The following is a 16,396-nucleotide window of genomic DNA, read 5'->3' as shown; positions in this document are numbered from 1 at the left end:
ACCCGGTCTAGATCACGCTGTCAAGCGCGTCGCACACGTCGAGGCGGGCAGCCGAGTCCGAAGTGGACCACCGGGGCGAGGCGCCCTGCGGTTCCGGCGCCGTCACCGCACCGTTCGCCCGGCGCACGCGCCGCTCAGCGACCGCGCGCCCGCTCGGCGCTGACGCGATCCGAGACCAGGAAGGCGTCGGCCCACGCGGCGCGCGGATCGCCGTCCACCAGCAGCGCCTTGGCCAGCAGCGTCAGCGGAACGGCCAGCACCGCCCCCAGCGGCCCGACCGCCCAAGTCCAGAACACCAGGGACAGCAACGTCACGGTGACCGACAGCCCCACCGCGTGCCCGACGAAGCGGGGTTGGATCAGGCTCTGCACCACGAAGTTGAGCACCAGGTAGATCACGGCCACGACCACCGCGAGCCGCCACCCCCCTTCGAGCAGCGCGAGCACGACCGGCGGCAGCAGGCCGACGATGAACCCGACGTTCGGGATGTAGTTCGTGACGAACGCCAGCAGCCCCCACAGCAGCGGCAGCGGAACCCCCAGCACGATCAGCGCGACGGTGTCCAAGGCCGCGACGATCAGCCCGAAAACCGTCGACACCGCGAGGTAACTGCGGGTGCCGCGGGCGAACTCGCCCAGCGCCCCGGCCATCCGCGGATGGGATGCGGCGACGACGCCCAGCCGACGACCGGCCCCGGACGCCTCGATCCCGAGGAACAGCAGCAACGCCAGGACGAACACCAGGTTGGTGCCCACGCTCGCCACATCGGACAGCAACGTGCCGAGGAACCCGACCAGCCGACCGTAGTTGATCCTGCTCGCGACGGCCCTGAGCTGATCCGGGCCGATCCCGAACGTCGCGAGGACGCGCGAGAGCTCGACGCCCAGGGCCTCGGCGCGCTGCGCGTACTCGGGCAGGATCGCCGCCAGCCGCGCCACCGACACGACCACCACCGCGGCGAACGTGATGAGCACGGCGTACAGCAGCACGACCAGCACCAGGGTGGCCAGCCAGCGGGGGCACCCCCGGCGGGACAACCACGCCGGAACGGGGTGGACCGCGATGACGATCACCAGCGCGAGGAACGTCGGGGCGATCAACCAGGCAGCCGACCGCACCCCCGCCGCCACGACGACCGCGGAAGCCGTCCCCAGCAGGACGACCAGACCGCGCGGCACGCTCCCGACGCGTTCACCTGCGGACTCGTCCGGGGCACCGCTGCGGTCGACCATTCGCCAAATCTATGGGTCACCCGGTTCTCCCGCACGGCGACCGGAGGTCACCCAGCGGCGTCGCGGGCAGCGGTGGGCGGTCGGTCCGACGGCGTCGGGGCCAGTTCCCGCTTGAGCACCTTCCCGGTGGCCGTCATGGGCAGGGTCTCGCGGAACTCGACGAGCCGGGGGTACTTGTGGGCCGCCATGTTCCGCCGGCACCAGGCCACGACGTCCTCCGCGGTGACCGCGGTTCCGGGCTTGCGGACGACGAACGCTTTGACCTCCTCGCCGTGGCTGGGGTGGGGGATTCCGACGACGGCGGCGAGGCTGACGTCCGGGTGGGTGAGCAGCACCTCTTCGACCTCGCGGGGGTAGACGTTGAAGCCGCCCCGGATGATGAGGTCCTTGGCGCGGTCGACGATGTAGTAGAAGCCGTCGTCGTCCCTGCGGGCGAGATCACCGGTGCGGAACCAGCCGTTGCGCACGACCTCGGTGGTCGCGGCGGGCTGGTTGAAGTAGCCCTTCATGACGTTGTGGCCGCGGATCGCGATCTCCCCGACCTGGTCGGCACCGGTGACCGGGTTCCACCGCGCATCGACCAGGTCCACTTCGACGCCCCAGACCGGCACACCGATCGAGCCGGGCCTGGGGCGCTGCCCCGCGGGGCTGAACACGGCCAGCGGTGAGGTTTCGGACAGGCCGTAGCCTTCGCGGATCAGCACGCCGAAACGCTGTTCGAACCGGCCGTGGATCTCCACGGGCAGGGCCGCGCCACCGGAGATGGCGAGTCTCAGGTTGTGCGCGCGCCGGACGTCGACGTGCTGACCCGCCGCGTCGAGCAGGCCCCAGTACATCGTCGGAACGCCCGCGAACACCGTGACGTCCTCCGCGGCGATCAGCTCCAGGGCCGCGCGCGCATCGAACCGCGGCAGCAGGACCAGGGTCGCTCCGACGGAGAATCCCGCGTTCATGTTGATGCTCTGGCCGAAGGAGTGGAACAGGGGAAGGGCGACCAGGTGGGTGTCGTGCTCCGCCGGGGAGCTGCCGAACAGCCGGTTGGCGGTCAGCGCGTTGAGCACCATGTTGGCGTGGGTGAGTTCGGCGCCCTTCGGCGTGCCGGTCGTTCCGCTGGTGTAGAGGATCACGGCCGTGTCGGTCGCCTCGCGTGCCACGGTCTCGAACTCCGCCGGGAGGCTCGACAGCGCACGGGTCAGGGTTTCGGCGCCGTCGATCGGCGAGATCTCGGTGGGTTCGGCGGTGATGACGAACAGGTCCCGGCAGCCCGGGGTGCGCGCGAAGGCGGCGCGTCCGTGCGCCCCGGTGGGCAGGGCCGGGGTTCCTTCGAACGCGAAGTACGCCCGGGCCTGCGAATCGGCCAGGTGGTGGGCGATCTCCCGTTCCTTGAGCAGCGCGTTGAGCGGTACGACGACCGCTCCGGCCTTGAGGATCCCGTAGTACACGGCGGGGAACTCCGGCAGGTTCGGGCAGCTGACCGCGACCTTGTCACCGGGCTCGATTCCGCGCGAAACGAGCAGGTTCGCGACCCGGTTCGCCAGTGCGGCGAGCTGCGCGTAGCTCAGCCGCCGGTCGCCGCAGACCAGGGCGGCGCGCCGGGGGTACCTGCGGGCGGAGTCATCCAGGATCGTGGCCAGGTTCAGCACGTCTCACCCCTGCGTGTCAGCGGTTCGGCCGAGTTCTTCGAGGAGCTCCTCGGCCTGCGGCCAGGGGCCGTATCCCGAGGCGGGGTTGAGGTGTCCGGCAGCGCCGATGTCGACCAGCCGGCTGCCCCAGTCCCGTGCCATTTCGGCGACTCGGTAGAAGCGGGCGAGGGGGTCGTTGGTGCTCGCCGCGACGATGCTCGGGAACGGCAGGAGCTGCCGGGGAGTCGGGAGCCAGCCGTTGGCGCGCAGCTCGTCGATCGTGGGATAGCCGTCGGGCAGCGGTGATTCGAAGTCCGGTGGGGTGGCCAGCAGGGCTGCCCGGATGTCGCGGGAGTGTTGCTGGGCGACCCAGTGGACTGTGATCGCCACACCCGCGCTGTGCGCTACCAGGACGACGGGACCGTCGATGTCCGCCAGGACCCCGTCGAGGGCCGCCACCCTGGCCTCGCGGCTGAGTTTGTCTTGTTCCAGTGGGGGGACGGTGCGCACCTTCGGCAGTTTCCCTGCGAGGTGGGTCTGCCAGTGGTCGGCGACGTGGTCGCGCAGTCCGGGGACGATCACGACCGTGGGGGATTCCGCTTCGTTCATCGATGACTCCGATCTTGCGCTTCGGTCAGGCCGAAGCCCGGTCGTTCAGGGCCGCTGGCCGCCGCAGCCCAGCCGGGAGGCAGCGCTTGCCGATCAGCAGCGCCGCGACGGCCCCGACGTGGACCAGGGGTGCGATTCGCAGTGCCGTCAGCAGCCCGGCGCTGTCGGCCAGGACACCGACGGCGAAGGGACCCGCGGCCAGTCCGAGAAGGCTGTTGGCCAGGGTGAGCGCTCCGAATCCGCTGGCGCGCAGGGACGGGTGGGTCAGCTCGGCGACCATGGCCGTGGCGGGGCCGGACGCACCCGCCGAGAAGAACGCGCCGCAGCCGATCACCACGAGTTGCAGGCCGCTCTCCGGCAGCTGGAACCCGATGGCGAGCAGGACCGCCGACGCGGTGCTGCAGCAGACAGCGGTGGTCCACTTCCGCTCCGGTCGCTGCCTGCTGATCCGGTCGGTGATGGCACCGCAGGCGATCATCCCGGCGCCGATCAGCAGGACCACGACCGCCGAGACCATGCCGGCGGTGTCCGGGCTCATCGCGTGGTACCGGTTGAGGTAGCTGGGCGTCCAGGCCAGCAGGACCGCGGCGACGAACATCTGCAACCCGCTGCCGAGGTAGACGCAGAGCACCGACGTGTTGGAGAACAGGCTGGACAGCGGAACTCGGCGTGCGGCGTCCGCTTCCGACTCCTCGACGGCGGTCCCGGCGTCCTCGCACCGGTACCGGTCCACCCTGCGCTGGGTGACGGTCAACCGGAACACAACGACCAGCACCAGACCCACGGCAGCCATCGACGCCAACGCCCAGCGCCACCCGAACTGGACCGCGATGATGCCGCCGAGCGCGATCCCGATCGTCGAACCGAACGATCCGCCCGCCATGAAAGCCCCGCCGAACGTGGCTCGGACGTGGGGCGCGAACACGCTGAGCACCACCGCGATGCCGACGCTGCCGTAGGCGGCCTCCCCCGCGCCGACGAGGAACCGCGCCGCGAGCAGCTGGCCGTAGTCCGCGGCGACCGCGCAGGCCAACGTCGCCGCGCTCCAGATGGCCGCCATCAGGACCAGGCTGCGGACCCGCCCCCACCGGTCCGCGAGGATCGCGAGGGGGAAGGTGAGCACGCCGACCGTCAGCGCCACGACGCTGGTGAGCGAGGCGAGCTGGGAGTCGGACAACGCCCACTCGGCCTTCAGGAACGGGAAGACGGCGTTGAGGACCTGCCGGGACATGTAGTCCGACAGCAGCAGACCGAAGGTCAGGGCGAACACGACCCAGGGGTAGAGCGGCGGCCTGGCTGCCGCGGTGCGGGTTCTTCCGGGCAGCTCACCTGCGGACAGCGCGTGCGACTTCATCGTCACTCCTCGGCGTGATGCGGGCGTCCTGCGGAACTACTCGTCCTCCTGGTGGAGCCTGTCGTCGAACTTGGTTCCGACGGGGCGTGGTAAGCGGCGCCAGCCGCTTTCTCTTTCGGTGAGTGGCCTCGCAACCGGCACCGCCGCGGGTTCTCAGCGGCCGTCTCGCGAGGACAGCCCCGACGCCGTGTATTGGGCATACATCAGGAGGGGCTTCCGCAGTCGAGACGGCCGCTGAGGTTCCGCCACCGGCACCGCCACGCAAAACGAGTCCAAAGGCAGGCTCTAAGCGTGGTGGGGGAAGCCGACCTGCCCTGGTTTGCGGTTCGGCGCGAATCCGAGTTTGGCGAGGGTTTCGTCGGCGTCGGCATAGCGTTCGCCGATCTTGTAGATCTCGCGCGCCTCCTTGCCGTTGGCCACCTCGCGACCGAGTTCCCCGGCGATGCGCACCAGCTGCTCGATCTGCTGGACGGAGGTCTTCTTCTCCCCCTTCCTGCCCCACAGGGTGTCCTCGTTGCCGCAACGGGTGTGCAGCCCCATGGCGATCGCCATCGCGTTGACGGGCAGCACGCTGCGCATGAGGGTTTCCAGCGTCAGCACCGCACCATCGGGAACGCGGCGGATGAACTCCATCATGTTGTACGGACTGGGGCCGTCGAACCCACCACCGATGCCCACCCAGGTGACCATGAGCGGTCCGGTGTAGACACCGCGCCGGACCAGGCGCTCGACGGTTTCCAGCTGCGGGATGTTCGCGAGCTGGAAGTGCGGTTGGATCCCCGCGTCCTGGAGGCGCTTCAAGTGCTCCTCGACCCAGGCCGGACTCGCCGGCACGAACATCTCGCGGTACGCCTCGGCCACCGCCGGTCGCGCGAGCGAGGTCCCGGCGATGTCGTCCTCGGTCATCAACTCCATGATGTTCATCTGGTTGGTGTTGATGGCGATGGTCACCTGGTCCGGCGCGGGATCGAGTTCGGCCAGCATGTGCCGGGTGTCGTCGCTGAGCCACTTGGCGTCCGCGCCTTCTTCTTCCGGAGCGAACGAGATCGAACCGCCCACCTGGAGGATCATCTCGGGAACGGCCTCCCGCAGGCGGCCCAGCAGCTCGTTGAACCTGGACAGCCGTTTGGAGCCCTTGCCGTCCAGTTCGCGCACGTGGATGTGCAGCACGGTGGCCCCGGCGTTGTAGCAGTCGACCGCCTGCTGGACGTGCTCGTCCATGGTCACCGGGAGGTCGTCGGCGAAGTCCGCCGGCTCCCACTCAGGACCGTACGGGGCCACCGTGATGACGAGCTTCTCCTGGTTCTCGGGGAACAGCGAATCGTCGTGGAAGTGCATGGTTCGTCTCCTCTGTCGAGCGAAGCGGGTCCACGTCCGAGGAAGGGGTGCGGAGTCGGGCAGGAGGGTCAGAACGGTCGATCGCCGATGATCCCGGCGCGTTCCATCTTGCGGACCGCGGGCCAGTAGTCCTGGACCGCGTAGTGCTGCGTGGACCTGTTGTCCCAGATCGCCACGCTGTTCTCGGTCCACCGCCAGCGCACCTGGTACTCCGGGATCGCGGCCTGGCTGATCAGGTAGTTGAGCAGGTTGCCCGCCCCGGGGGCGTAGTCGAAGCCGCAGCGGATGTTCTCCGGCGTGTGGAAGTTGACGAAGTGCGTGGTGAACGCGTTGACGAACAGGACCTTCTCGCCGGTTTCGGGGTGGGTGCGCACCACCGGGTGCTCCGCGTCGGGGAAGCGGTCCTTCAACTCGTGGCGTTGCTGCGTCGGCAGCGCGGCACCGAAGCTGGCCTCGATGCTGTGCCGGGCGCGCAGCCCCTCGATCCGGCGCTTGACGTCGTCGGGGAGGTTCTCGTAGGCCGCGGCCATGTTGACCCAGATGGTGTCGCCGCCGACTTCCGGGCCTTCCACGCACCGCAACACGCAGCCCATGGGCGGGTTCTCCCGCCAGGTGGCGTCGCAGTGGTAGGCGTTCTCGTAGTGCTCGGCGGGGCTGTCGAGGTCCTTGTAGATCCGCACCAGCCCCGGGTGGTCCGGATCGCTCCCGACGGCCGGGTGGTCTTCCAGGGCGCCGAAGCGCTGGGCGAGGGCCACGTGCTCGGCGCGGCTGATGTCCTGGTCCCGCAGGAACAGGACCTTGTGCTTGAGCAGCAACGCGTGCAGCTCGGCGAACAGGGCGTCGTCGCGCGCCACCTCACCGAGGTGGACGTCGAACAGCTCCGCACCGATGGTGCAGGTGAGCGGTTCCGCCCTGATCGTGGTCGCGACCGGTTCGGTCATCCCAACGGTGCTGGACATGGCAGTTTCCTCCGCGGATTGTTCGATCGCGCTGCCGGAACCTCCGGCAGCGGGGAGTCGGGTCAGAGGCAGAAGACCGAGGATCCGATGCTGCGGCCCGCTTCGAGATCGCGGTGGGCCTGCACCGCATCCTGGAGCGCGTAGCGCTGGTTGATGTCGATCCTGATCCGGCCCTCGGCGACGTGTCCGAACAGTTCCCCCGCCAGCTGTTCGCGCTCGGCCGGGTCGGCGATGTAGTCGGCGAGCGCTGGGCGGGTGACGAACACCGATCCCTTGACGGCCAGTTGCATCGCGTCGATGGGCGGGACGGGGCCGGAGGCCGTGCCGAAGCACACCAGCAATCCCCGTCGCGCGAGCGAGTCGAGCGAGGACTGGAAGGTCGACCGGCCGATGCTGTCGAACACGACCGGGACGCCCGCGCCGCCGGTGATCTCGCGGACGCGCTCGGCCACGTCCTCGCGCGTGTGGAGGACGACGTGGTCGCAGCCGAAAGCACGCGCCACCTCGGCCTTCTCCTCGGTCGACACGGTACCGATCACCGTGATCCCGAGCAGCTTCGCCCACTGCAGGAAGATCAGTCCCACTCCCCCGGCCGCGGCGTGCAGCAGCACGGTGTCGCCCGGCTCCAGCGGGTGGATGCGGCGCAGCAGGTAGGCCGTGGTGAGTCCGCGCATGGTCATCGCGGCTGCCGTGTCGAAGTCGATCGCGTCCGGGAGCGCGATCAGCGGCGCGGCCGGCATCACGCGCTCGGTGCTGTACGCCCCGAGCGGACTTCCGGTGTAGGTGACCCGGTCGCCGGCGCGGACGTGCTGCACACCGGGCCCGACGGCCTGGACGACACCAGCCGCTTCGACGCCCAGCCCGGCGGGAAGATCGGCCGGGTACAGGCCGGTGCGGAAGTAGGTGTCGGCGAAGTTCAGCCCGACCGCCTCGTGCCGGATCCGGACCTCTCCCGGGCCGGGGTCGCCCACCGCGACGGCTTCACACCGCATGACCTCCGGCCCACCGGTCTCCTGGAACCGGATGGCGTACGCCATGACGTTCTTCTCCTTTCAGCGTCGGCACGGCGACGTGCCGTGCATCGGGTTGTCCGCAGACCGTTCGGTGCGCTCTTCGCTCCGATCGCCCGGACGCCGGTCGTCCGGGACGTCGCTGGGGGGTGACACCGCCGCGTCCCCGCGGCCCGCCATATCCGGGCGTCGTCCACGTGAAACCCGGTGGCAGGCGACGTCCGTTGTGGAGGGTCAGCCAGAGCCGCAGCACGTGATCGCGGGCGGCGGGGACCGCGCGGCACCTCCGTTGGACGTGCGCGTGCAGGACCGCGTAGTTGTTGAACAGCTGGATGTCCCCGGGCTCGACGTCGAAGGAGAACCGGAGCTCCGACGAGGCCGCCAACTCGTCGAGCAGGTCGAACAACTCCAAGTCCGCGGGTGCCAACCGGGGAGCCGCGGGGAACCGCTGCGCCGACTCGATGTCGAACCGGTCGTAGCGGAGGCTCAGCTCGCCGTCGTACCAACACGCCAGCGGAAGCATCCGGTAAGGCCGCTCGCCCGGGAGCTCCTCACCGCGTCGATCCACCGCGAACCGGCGGTACAACCGCTCGACCAGCACCGGTTCGCGCCGCAACACCTCGTTGTACAGCGCCGCCGAACTCACCACCGAGCTCCGCCCGCCGAGCCGTGGGCTCAGCAGCGCCACGACATCGGAGCCGCCCGTCCGCAGTTCCAGGTCCGCAGCACCGCCGCCGGCCCTGCTCTCGGTCGCACACCGGATGCGGCGGAGCTTGCGGCCTCGGGAGTCCTGCGAGACCGGGGAGCCCAAGTACTGCGTGGTCGCCCACAACAGCGTGGCCAGCTCGGCGTCGTCGTACCGCTCGGCCGGGAGGCCTCTGATCACCGCGAAACCGGGACCACCTTCGAGGCACCGGGCGACGCGCTCCAGCGTGGGTGCCAGGGTGGGAAGCGGAAACCGTTCGCGGGTGAGCTTGAGCAGCGCGATCCCGTTCCTACGCGACTCGCGCAGCCCGGACTCCAGCTCGTCGAGCTGCGCCGGCGAGAGCTCGAACTGCCACGCGGCCGGATCCGCGACGTCCGCGGCCTGCCACGCGGCGGCCGTCCGGCACGGCTCCCGGAGCACATCGGGACGAGTCGTGCGATCGGAGTCGGCACCCGAGCGCTGTCCCACTGCTTCGGTCATGGCGTCCTCCATCCGAGGCCCGGAGCGAAAAGGCCGTGATGGAGGCGACAGTAGGCCGACGAGAACCGGCTGGCTTATCCTCGCGGGACATGATGCTCGTCATTTGGGGACATCACCGGAGGCGGCCATGAAACCCCTCGCCCGTTATGCCGCCCTGAACAGCTACATCGAGGTCAGCCAGTCGGTCGGCCTCGATCCCGCGCCGCTGCTGCGAGGTGCCGGGCTCGACCCGGCGGGCATCGCGCTCCAGGACCGGTGGGTTCCAGCCGCGGCGGTCGCGCGGCTCCTGGAGCGGTCCGCGGCGGAGTCCGGGCGGCAGGACTTCGGACTGCTGCTGGCCGAACGCCGCCGCTTCGCCAACCTCGGCCCGCTGAGCCTGGTCATCCGCGAGGAACCCGACGTCCGCAGCGCGCTGTCGATCCTGATCCGGCACGAGAGCATGTACAACGAAGCCCTGCGGATGCGGCTGGTCGTGCTCCACGGACTGGCCACCGTCCGCGTCGGGTTCGAACTGGGCGAGCAGGTCGAGGCGCGGCAGGCCACCGAGTTGGCCCTGGGCGCTGTCCACCGGCTCCTGCTCGGCTTCCTCGGACCGCTCTGGAAGCCGTTGACCGTCTGCTTCACCCACCACGCGCCCGCCAGCGCCAGCACCCACCGACGGGTGTTCGGGTCCGCGGTCGAGTTCGAGCAGGATTTCAACGGGATCTCGTTCTACGCCCACGAACTCGACGCGCCCAACAAGATGTCGGACCCGCTCATGCGCACCTACGCGTACCAGATCCTCGATTCCCTGGAGCCGCCGAAGGAAACCACCACCCTCGACCGGGTCCGCGAACTCATCGAGCTCCTGCTGCCCACCGGGCGGTGTTCGGTCAACCAGGTCGCGCGCAGCCTCGGGGTCGACCGCCGGACGATCCACCGGCACCTCGCCGAAGTCGGCGAGACGTTCTCCTCGGTCCTGAACGCGACGCGCACCGAACTCGCCGCGAACCTGGTGGGAAACCAGCGCTACACGCTGACCGAGATCGCCGAACTCCTGTCGTTCTCCTCACCGGGCAACTTCTCCCGGTGGTTCCGGGGCGAATTCGGTTGCAGCCCCAGCCAATGGCGCCACCGCAGACGACGCGCACGAACAGAGCCGGGAACCTAGCGGCGATCAGTGCCCGGGCCGGCCGTGCTCCGCACCTGCGGTGGTGGCGACCTGCATCACGTACTGGCCGTAGGGCGACTTGGCGAGCCTTTCACCGAGGCGGTAGCAGGTTTCCCGGTCGATGAAGCCCATCCGCAGCGCGATCTCCTCCAGGCAGGCGATCCGCACGCCCTGCCGCCGTTCCAGCACGCGCACGTACTGCCCGGCTTCGACCAGGGATTCGTGGGTGCCGGTGTCCAACCAGGCGAAGCCGCGACCGATGTCGATCAGACCGGCCTTGCCGCGTGCCATGTACTCCCGGTTGACGTCGGTGATTTCGAGTTCGCCGCGGTCGGAGGGGCGCAGGTTCTTGGCGATGTCGACGACGTCGGCGTCGTAGAAGTACAGTCCGGTGATCGCGCGGTTGGTGCGCGGGTGTTCGGGTTTCTCCTCCAGCGAGATCAGGCGTCCCGCCGAGTCGACCTCGCCGACGCCGTAGCGCTCGGGGTCGTGCACCGGGTAGCCGAACAGCACGCATCCGTCGATGTCCCGGGCCGCGTCCTGCAACAGCTGCGAAAAGCCCTTGCCGTGAAAGATGTTGTCGCCCAGCACCAACGCCGACGGCTCGCCGCCGACGTGGTCGGCGCCGATCACGAACGCGTCGGCGAGGCCGCGGGGTTCGGGTTGCGCGGCGTAGCTGATGGACAGTCCGAGATCGCTGCCGTCCCCGAGGAGCCGCTGGAACCCCGGGAGGTCCGGTGGCGCGGCGATGATGAGGACGTCGCGGATGCGGGCCAGCATCAGCACCGACAGCGGGTAGTAGATCATCGGCTTGTCGTAGACCGGCAGCAGCTGCTTGGACACGCCGAGCGTGACCGGGTGCAGCCGCGTGCCGTGTCCGCCGGCCAGCACGATCCCCTTCATGGCCTCCACCTTCCAGAACTGTTCCGGGTCGTCGCGGCGACGCCGCCCGCGACCGGTCATCAAGCTTTTTTCGACTGGCGGCGCAGAGGGTTCTCCTCGGGCAAGACCGATCCGGCGCAGTCGTCGCCCCGCGCCCGCGGAGACCCGGCGACCGCCACCCGACAGCCGAGGAGACGCCATGGCAGGCAACCCCGTCCGACCCGAGCTCTACGCGGAAGTCCTGCACTTCTACGGCAGGCAGATGCAGGCCCTGGACGGGCTGGACTTCGAGAGCTACGCCGCGACGTTCACCGAGGACGGCGTGTTCCAGCACTCGCCCGCGCTCGACGCCGCGCGGACCCGGCAGGGCATCGTCGACGCGCTGCGCGAGTTCCACCGCAGGTTCGACGACGACCCGGTGCAGCGCCGCCACCTGTTCACCCACGTCGTGGTCGACGAGCACGACGACGGCACGCTGCGCTCCACCTGCTACGCCCTCGTGCTCACCACCCGCCCCGGCGTCAAGCAACCGGTCGTGGGCCCGAGCTGCGTGGTCCACGACGTCCTCGTCCGGGACGGGGACGGCCTGCTGGTGCGCTCGCGGGCGGTGGACCACGACCAGGAGTCCCTCGCGCCGCCGGCCGTCCCGGCGCGCGGCTGACCCCGGTCCGGTGCGCCGGGCCCGGTGCCACGCCGGGTCCGGCGCACCGGCCCGTCAGCCGTCCGACGGCCGGACGGCCAGCAGCGGTTCGTCGTACTCGACCGGCTCGCCGTCCTGCTTGAGGACCTCGACGAGCTCGCCCCGCACGTCGGCCTTCACCGGGATCATCAGCTTCATCGCCTCCACGATCGCGACCTGCTGCCCCGGCTGCACCGGGTCACCTTCGGCGACGAAGGGATCCGCACCCGGTTCCGGGGCGCGGTAGAACACCCCCACCGACGGCGCGCGGACGTACTCGCGCGGCTCGGCCTCGGCCGGTGCCTCGGCAGCGGGAGCCCGCGTCGCGGCGGCCTCGGCCCGCACCGGCGCGGGACCCGCGGCGACCGGTGGGCCCGCCGCCCAGTCCGCCTGCACCGAGACCTCCCCGACGCTGATGCGCAGCGAGCTCGGCGCCGCGGGGAACCCGGACAGCAGGTGCAACGCGCTCTGCCGCACGGTGTCCAGGACATCGCCGAGCTCGGGCGCCGGCGGCGCCTGCTCGGCCGGGATCTGCTGCTTCATGACGACGCTCCTGTCATCGCGGGTTCCGGGCGGGATCCGCCGGTCAGTAGTTGCCGAGGCCGCCGCACACGTTGAGCGCCTGCGCGGTCACCGCCGCGGCGCCGTCACCGACCAGGTACTCCACCATGGCCGCGACCTCCTCCGGGTCGACGTACCGGCCGATCGGGACCCGTCCGGTGACGCGCTCGAACGCCTCCTCCTCCGACACGCTCCACACCCGGGAGTAGTGGGCGCGGACCTTCTCGGCCATCGGCGTCTCCACGAAACCCGGGCACACCGCGTTCACCGTGATCCCGGTCTTGGCCAGTTCCAGGCCGAGCGACTTGGTGAAGCCGACGACGCCGTGCTTGGAGGCCGAGTACGGCGAACCCCAGATGACGCCCTGCTTGCCGCCGGTGGAGGCGATGTTGATGATCCGGCCGCGGTCCTTGCGCAGCAGACCGCCCTTGGTCAGCACCGCCTTGGTCAGCAGGAACACGCTGTTGAGGTTGGTGTTGATGACGTCGAACCACACCTCGTCGTCGACCTCGACGGTGACACCTCCCCCGCTGCGACCGGCGTTGTTGACCAGGACGTCGATCTCGCCGAACCGCTCCACCGCGGCCTCGACGAGCTGCGGGATCTGCTGCGGCACGCTCACGTCGCAGCTGCTCCCGTCGACGTCGAGCCCTTCGGCGCGCAGTTCCTCCACCGTCTTGGCCACCGCGTCCGCGCTCCGCGCGCACAGGTACACCCGCGCGCCGAGCCGCCCGAGCCTGCGGGTGATGGCCAACCCGATCCCGCTGGTGGCACCGGTGACGAGTGCGACCGGTCCGACGTCTGCCATGTCTCCTCCAGTTCCACGTGTCGTGCCGAGGACCCCAGGCTGGCGATGCCACGTCGAGAGCCGGTCGAGTGCGCGTGGAGCCCCAGCCGCGCCGATGTGTCCACTGTGGTCGGGATGCGGGCTTTCCCCGGAAGCGAGCGACCTTCGAGCGGAGTTCGAGCCCGCGGCCGCACCGTTGGCACATCCGCGGGACACAGCCGTGTGTCCACCAGCAGACGGGAGGTGGCCGAGTGACGCGGCGGGTCGTGATCACCGGGATCGGCGTGCGGAGCCCAGGCGGCCGGAACGTGCGCGAGTTCTGGGAAATGCTGACGGCGGGCCGCTCCGCCACGCGCCGGATCAGCTTCTTCGATCCCTCGCCCTACCGGTCGCAGATCGCGGGCGAGTGCGACTTCGACCCGGTGGCCGAAGGGCTTTCGGCGCGGGAGGTGCGCAGGATGGACCGCGCCGCGCAGTTCGCGGTGGTGTGCGCCCGCGACGCGTTCGGCGACAGCGGGCTCGACCCCGCGAGCGGCGTCCCCGAGCGGACCGGGGTCAGCCTCGGCAGCGCGGTGGCCGCCGCGACCAGCCTGGAGCACGAGTACCTCGTGCTGTCCGACGCGGGCCGCGAGTGGCAGGTCGACCACGAGTACCTCTCACCGCACATGTTCGACCACCTCTCCCCCGGCGTCATGCCCGCCGAAGTCGCGTGGGCGGTGGGCGCCGAGGGGCCGGTGGCGATGGTCTCCGACGGCTGCACCTCGGGTCTGGACGCGCTGGGGCACGCCTGCCGACTGATCAGCGAGGGCACCGCGGACGTGATGGTCGCCGGGGCCACCGACACGCCGATCACGCCGATCGTGGTGTCCTGCTTCGACGCCATCAAGGCGACCAGCCCGCGCAACGACGAGCCGGAACACGCCTCGCGCCCGTTCGACAACTCGCGCAACGGATTCGTCCTCGCCGAGGGCGCGGCGATGTTCGTGCTGGAGGAACTCGACCACGCACGCCGCCGCGGCGCGCGCGTCTACGCCGAGATCACCGGCTACGCGACCCGGCTCAACGCCTACCACATGACCGGCCTCAAACCCGACGGCCGCGAGATGGCGGAGGCGATCCGCGCGGCGATCGGCCAGTCCCGCATCGACCCCGCCGACGTCGACTACGTCAACGCCCACGGGTCGGGCACCAAGCAGAACGACCGGCACGAGACGGCGGCGTTCAAGCGCAGCCTGGGCGAGCACGCCTACCGCGTCCCGGTCAGCTCCATCAAGTCCATGGTTGGCCACTCGCTCGGCGCCATCGGGTCCATCGAGGTCGCCGCCTGCGCGCTGGCCATCGAGCACCAGGTGGTCCCGCCGACGGCGAACCTGCACGAGCCGGACCCCGAGTGCGACCTCGACTACGTGCCGCTGACCGCCCGGGAGCAGGACGTGGACACCGTGCTCAGCGTCGGGAGCGGTTTCGGCGGTTTCCAGAGCGCGATGGTGCTTCGCCGGTTGGGAGGAACGAACTCATGAGCGTGTGGATCACCGGCCTGGGCGTGGTGGCGCCCAACGGGCTGGGCGTCGACGACTACTGGTCCGCGGCGCTGAAGTCCGAGCACGGGATCAGCCGGATCACCCGGTTCGACCCGTCGGCCTACCCGGCGGTGCTGGCCGGGCAGGTCCTCGACTTCGACCCGGCCGAGCACCTGCCCCCGCGGCTGCTGCCGCAGACCGACGTCTCCACCCGGTTCGCGCTCGCCGGGGCCGCGTGGGCGCTGGCCGACGCGGCCGTCGACCCGGCCGACGTGCCCGAGTACGACATGGGGGTCATCACCTCCAACGCCACCGGGGGATTCGAGTTCACCCACCGCGAATTCCAGAAGCTGTGGGCCAAGGGGCCCGAGTACGTCAGCGTGTACGAGTCGTTCGCCTGGTTCTACGCGGTGAACACCGGCCAGATCTCCATCCGCCACGGGATGCGCGGCCCCGGCCGGGTGCTGGTCGCCGAGCAGGCGGGCGGGCTGGACGCGATCGGGCAGGCCCGGCGGACCGTGCAGGACGGCACACCGCTGGTCGTGACCGGCGGCGTCGACTCGTCGCTGGACCCGTGGGGCTGGGTCTCGCACCTGTCCAGCGGGCGGATCAGCCGCTGCACCGATCCGACGCGGGCGTACCGGCCCTTCGCCGCCGACGCCGCGGGGTACGTGCCCGGCGAGGGCGGGGCGCTGCTGGTGGTCGAGGACTCCGGCACCAGCCGTTGCGCGAAGCCCTACGGCGAAATCGCCGGCTACGCCGCCACGTTCGACCCGAAGCCGGGCTCCGGCAGGCCACCGGCGTTGCGCCGGGCGGCGGAACTCGCCCTGGCCGATGCCGGAATCCGCCCGGGCGAGGTGGACGTGGTGTTCGCGGACGCGGCCGGGGTCGCCGACCTGGACGCGGTCGAGGCGGCGGCGATCCGCGACCTGTTCGGACCGGGCGGGGTCGCGGTCACCGCGCCCAAAACGCTCACCGGGCGGCTGTACTCCGGCGGCGGCCCGCTGGACGTGGCCACCGCGCTGCTGAGCATCCGGCACGACGTCATCCCCCCGACCGCGCACACGACCGCGGCCGAGCACTACGAGATCGACCTGGTGACCGGCTCGCCGCGGTACCGACCGATCGGCACCGCCCTCGTCCTCGCCCGCGGGAAGTGGGGCTTCAACTCCGCACTCGTCGTCCGCGGCGCCGCCGGGTGAGCACCCGGCACCAACCAGAACGAATGGGAGATCCCGACATGCAGCTGACCCTGGACGAACTCCGCCGCATCCTCGCCGAGTGCTCCGGCGCCGAAGCCGAGGAGCACCCCGGATCCGACGTGCTCGACACGGCCTTCGACGACCTCGGCTACGACTCGCTCGCCCTGATCGAGACCGGCGCCCGGATCAAGCAGGAGTACGGCATCACCATCCCCGAGGACGAGCTGACCGAGCTGCGCACGCCCCGGGACATGCTGGACATCGTCAACCACGCGCTCGTCGAGAAGGCTTGATGGGCAGGGAGC

The 16,396-nt window shown here is 70.5% G+C and carries 16 protein-coding genes; 5 read left to right on the top strand and 11 right to left on the bottom strand.

Annotated features, from left to right (window positions below):
• Positions 1–134: 134 nt before the first annotated feature.
• The 8 genes from NV263_RS10600 to NV263_RS10565 all read right to left on the bottom strand — a co-directional run bounded on the left by NV263_RS10600 (position 135) and on the right by NV263_RS10565 (position 9,310).
• On the bottom strand, positions 135–1,232 hold the full coding sequence (locus NV263_RS10600) for an AI-2E family transporter (protein WP_263252621.1): 1,098 nt from the start codon (positions 1,230–1,232) through the stop codon (positions 135–137).
• A 47-nt stretch (positions 1,233–1,279) separates the two neighbouring features.
• A complete protein-coding gene (locus NV263_RS10595) occupies positions 1,280–2,875 on the bottom strand; it encodes a long-chain-fatty-acid--CoA ligase (protein WP_263252619.1) in 1,596 nt (531 codons plus the stop codon).
• A 3-nt stretch (positions 2,876–2,878) separates the two neighbouring features.
• Positions 2,879–3,463 carry an RBBP9/YdeN family alpha/beta hydrolase gene (locus NV263_RS10590; RefSeq protein WP_263252618.1) on the bottom strand — a complete coding sequence of 195 codons (585 nt, stop codon included), beginning with the start codon at positions 3,461–3,463 and terminating at the stop codon, positions 2,879–2,881.
• A gap of 25 nt (positions 3,464–3,488) precedes the next feature.
• Entirely contained in the window at positions 3,489–4,817 is a 1,329-nt protein-coding gene (locus tag NV263_RS10585) for an MFS transporter (protein ID WP_263252615.1), read from the bottom strand.
• Between the two features lie 285 nt (positions 4,818–5,102).
• Entirely contained in the window at positions 5,103–6,155 is a 1,053-nt protein-coding gene (locus NV263_RS10580) for a BKACE family enzyme (RefSeq protein ID WP_263252613.1), read from the bottom strand.
• A 68-nt stretch (positions 6,156–6,223) separates the two neighbouring features.
• On the bottom strand, positions 6,224–7,114 hold the full coding sequence (locus NV263_RS10575; protein ID WP_263252612.1) for a TauD/TfdA dioxygenase family protein: 891 nt from the start codon (positions 7,112–7,114) through the stop codon (positions 6,224–6,226).
• Positions 7,115–7,176: 62 nt separating this feature from the next.
• Positions 7,177–8,151, bottom strand: a complete 975-nt coding sequence (locus NV263_RS10570; RefSeq protein ID WP_263252610.1) for a quinone oxidoreductase family protein — start codon at positions 8,149–8,151, stop codon at positions 7,177–7,179.
• Positions 8,096–9,310: a TauD/TfdA family dioxygenase gene (locus NV263_RS10565; RefSeq protein ID WP_263252608.1), complete on the bottom strand. Its 1,215-nt coding sequence runs from the start codon at positions 9,308–9,310 to the stop codon at positions 8,096–8,098. Before NV263_RS10565 ends, NV263_RS10570 begins: the two co-directional genes overlap by 56 nt.
• 127 nt (positions 9,311–9,437) lie before the next feature.
• Between NV263_RS10565 and NV263_RS10560 the strand changes: the two genes are divergently transcribed.
• Positions 9,438–10,460: an AraC family transcriptional regulator gene (locus tag NV263_RS10560; protein WP_263252606.1), complete on the top strand. Its 1,023-nt coding sequence runs from the start codon at positions 9,438–9,440 to the stop codon at positions 10,458–10,460.
• Between the two features lie 6 nt (positions 10,461–10,466).
• On the opposite strand, the gene rfbA is transcribed toward NV263_RS10560, so the two are convergent.
• A complete protein-coding gene (gene rfbA, locus NV263_RS10555) occupies positions 10,467–11,363 on the bottom strand; it encodes a glucose-1-phosphate thymidylyltransferase RfbA (RefSeq protein WP_263254155.1) in 897 nt (298 codons plus the stop codon).
• A 178-nt stretch (positions 11,364–11,541) separates the two neighbouring features.
• On the opposite strand from rfbA, the gene NV263_RS10550 reads away from it, so the two are divergent.
• Positions 11,542–12,003: a nuclear transport factor 2 family protein gene (locus tag NV263_RS10550; protein ID WP_263252604.1), complete on the top strand. Its 462-nt coding sequence runs from the start codon at positions 11,542–11,544 to the stop codon at positions 12,001–12,003.
• 54 nt (positions 12,004–12,057) lie between these two features.
• On the opposite strand, the gene NV263_RS10545 is transcribed toward NV263_RS10550, so the two are convergent.
• Positions 12,058–12,564 (bottom strand): acetyl-CoA carboxylase biotin carboxyl carrier protein, encoded by a 507-nt coding sequence (locus NV263_RS10545; protein ID WP_263252603.1) that lies wholly within the window; start codon positions 12,562–12,564, stop codon positions 12,058–12,060.
• Positions 12,565–12,607: 43 nt separating this feature from the next.
• A complete protein-coding gene (gene fabG, locus NV263_RS10540; protein ID WP_263252601.1) occupies positions 12,608–13,390 on the bottom strand; it encodes a 3-oxoacyl-ACP reductase FabG in 783 nt (260 codons plus the stop codon).
• Positions 13,391–13,620: 230 nt separating this feature from the next.
• Between fabG and NV263_RS10535 the strand changes: the two genes are divergently transcribed.
• The 3 genes from NV263_RS10535 to NV263_RS10525 are packed head-to-tail and all read left to right on the top strand — an operon-like array spanning position 13,621 to position 16,384.
• Positions 13,621–14,889: a beta-ketoacyl-[acyl-carrier-protein] synthase family protein gene (locus tag NV263_RS10535; RefSeq protein ID WP_263252600.1), complete on the top strand. Its 1,269-nt coding sequence runs from the start codon at positions 13,621–13,623 to the stop codon at positions 14,887–14,889.
• Entirely contained in the window at positions 14,886–16,091 is a 1,206-nt protein-coding gene (locus tag NV263_RS10530) for a ketosynthase chain-length factor (protein WP_263252599.1), read from the top strand. Before NV263_RS10535 ends, NV263_RS10530 begins: the two co-directional genes overlap by 4 nt.
• Positions 16,092–16,129: 38 nt before the next feature.
• On the top strand, positions 16,130–16,384 hold the full coding sequence (locus NV263_RS10525) for an acyl carrier protein (protein ID WP_263252596.1): 255 nt from the start codon (positions 16,130–16,132) through the stop codon (positions 16,382–16,384).
• Positions 16,385–16,396: the final 12 nt, after the last annotated feature.

The sequence above is a fragment of the Saccharopolyspora rosea genome (genome assembly GCF_025643595.1).
Taxonomy (GTDB): domain Bacteria; phylum Actinomycetota; class Actinomycetes; order Mycobacteriales; family Pseudonocardiaceae; genus Saccharopolyspora; species Saccharopolyspora rosea.
This window is presented reverse-complemented; position numbering and strand designations above follow the sequence as displayed.

Bases quoted from the DNA above. Each gene is read 5' to 3' on its own strand.
- NV263_RS10600 (WP_263252621.1), bottom strand. From the start codon at position 1,232: ATGGTCGACCGCAGCGGTGCCCCGGACGAGTCCGCAGGTGAACGCGTC.
- NV263_RS10590 (WP_263252618.1), bottom strand. From the start codon at position 3,463: ATGAACGAAGCGGAATCCCCCACGGTCGTGATCGTCCCCGGACTGCGC.
- NV263_RS10585 (WP_263252615.1), bottom strand. From the start codon at position 4,817: ATGAAGTCGCACGCGCTGTCCGCAGGTGAGCTGCCCGGAAGAACCCGC.
- NV263_RS10580 (WP_263252613.1), bottom strand. From the start codon at position 6,155: ATGCACTTCCACGACGATTCGCTGTTCCCCGAGAACCAGGAGAAGCTC.
- NV263_RS10575 (WP_263252612.1), bottom strand. From the start codon at position 7,114: ATGTCCAGCACCGTTGGGATGACCGAACCGGTCGCGACCACGATCAGG.
- NV263_RS10570 (WP_263252610.1), bottom strand. From the start codon at position 8,151: ATGGCGTACGCCATCCGGTTCCAGGAGACCGGTGGGCCGGAGGTCATG.
- NV263_RS10565 (WP_263252608.1), bottom strand. From the start codon at position 9,310: ATGACCGAAGCAGTGGGACAGCGCTCGGGTGCCGACTCCGATCGCACG.
- NV263_RS10560 (WP_263252606.1), top strand. From the start codon at position 9,438: ATGAAACCCCTCGCCCGTTATGCCGCCCTGAACAGCTACATCGAGGTC.
- rfbA (WP_263254155.1), bottom strand. From the start codon at position 11,363: ATGAAGGGGATCGTGCTGGCCGGCGGACACGGCACGCGGCTGCACCCG.
- NV263_RS10550 (WP_263252604.1), top strand. From the start codon at position 11,542: ATGGCAGGCAACCCCGTCCGACCCGAGCTCTACGCGGAAGTCCTGCAC.
- NV263_RS10545 (WP_263252603.1), bottom strand. From the start codon at position 12,564: ATGAAGCAGCAGATCCCGGCCGAGCAGGCGCCGCCGGCGCCCGAGCTC.
- fabG (WP_263252601.1), bottom strand. From the start codon at position 13,390: ATGGCAGACGTCGGACCGGTCGCACTCGTCACCGGTGCCACCAGCGGG.
- NV263_RS10530 (WP_263252599.1), top strand. From the start codon at position 14,886: ATGAGCGTGTGGATCACCGGCCTGGGCGTGGTGGCGCCCAACGGGCTG.
- NV263_RS10525 (WP_263252596.1), top strand. From the start codon at position 16,130: ATGCAGCTGACCCTGGACGAACTCCGCCGCATCCTCGCCGAGTGCTCC.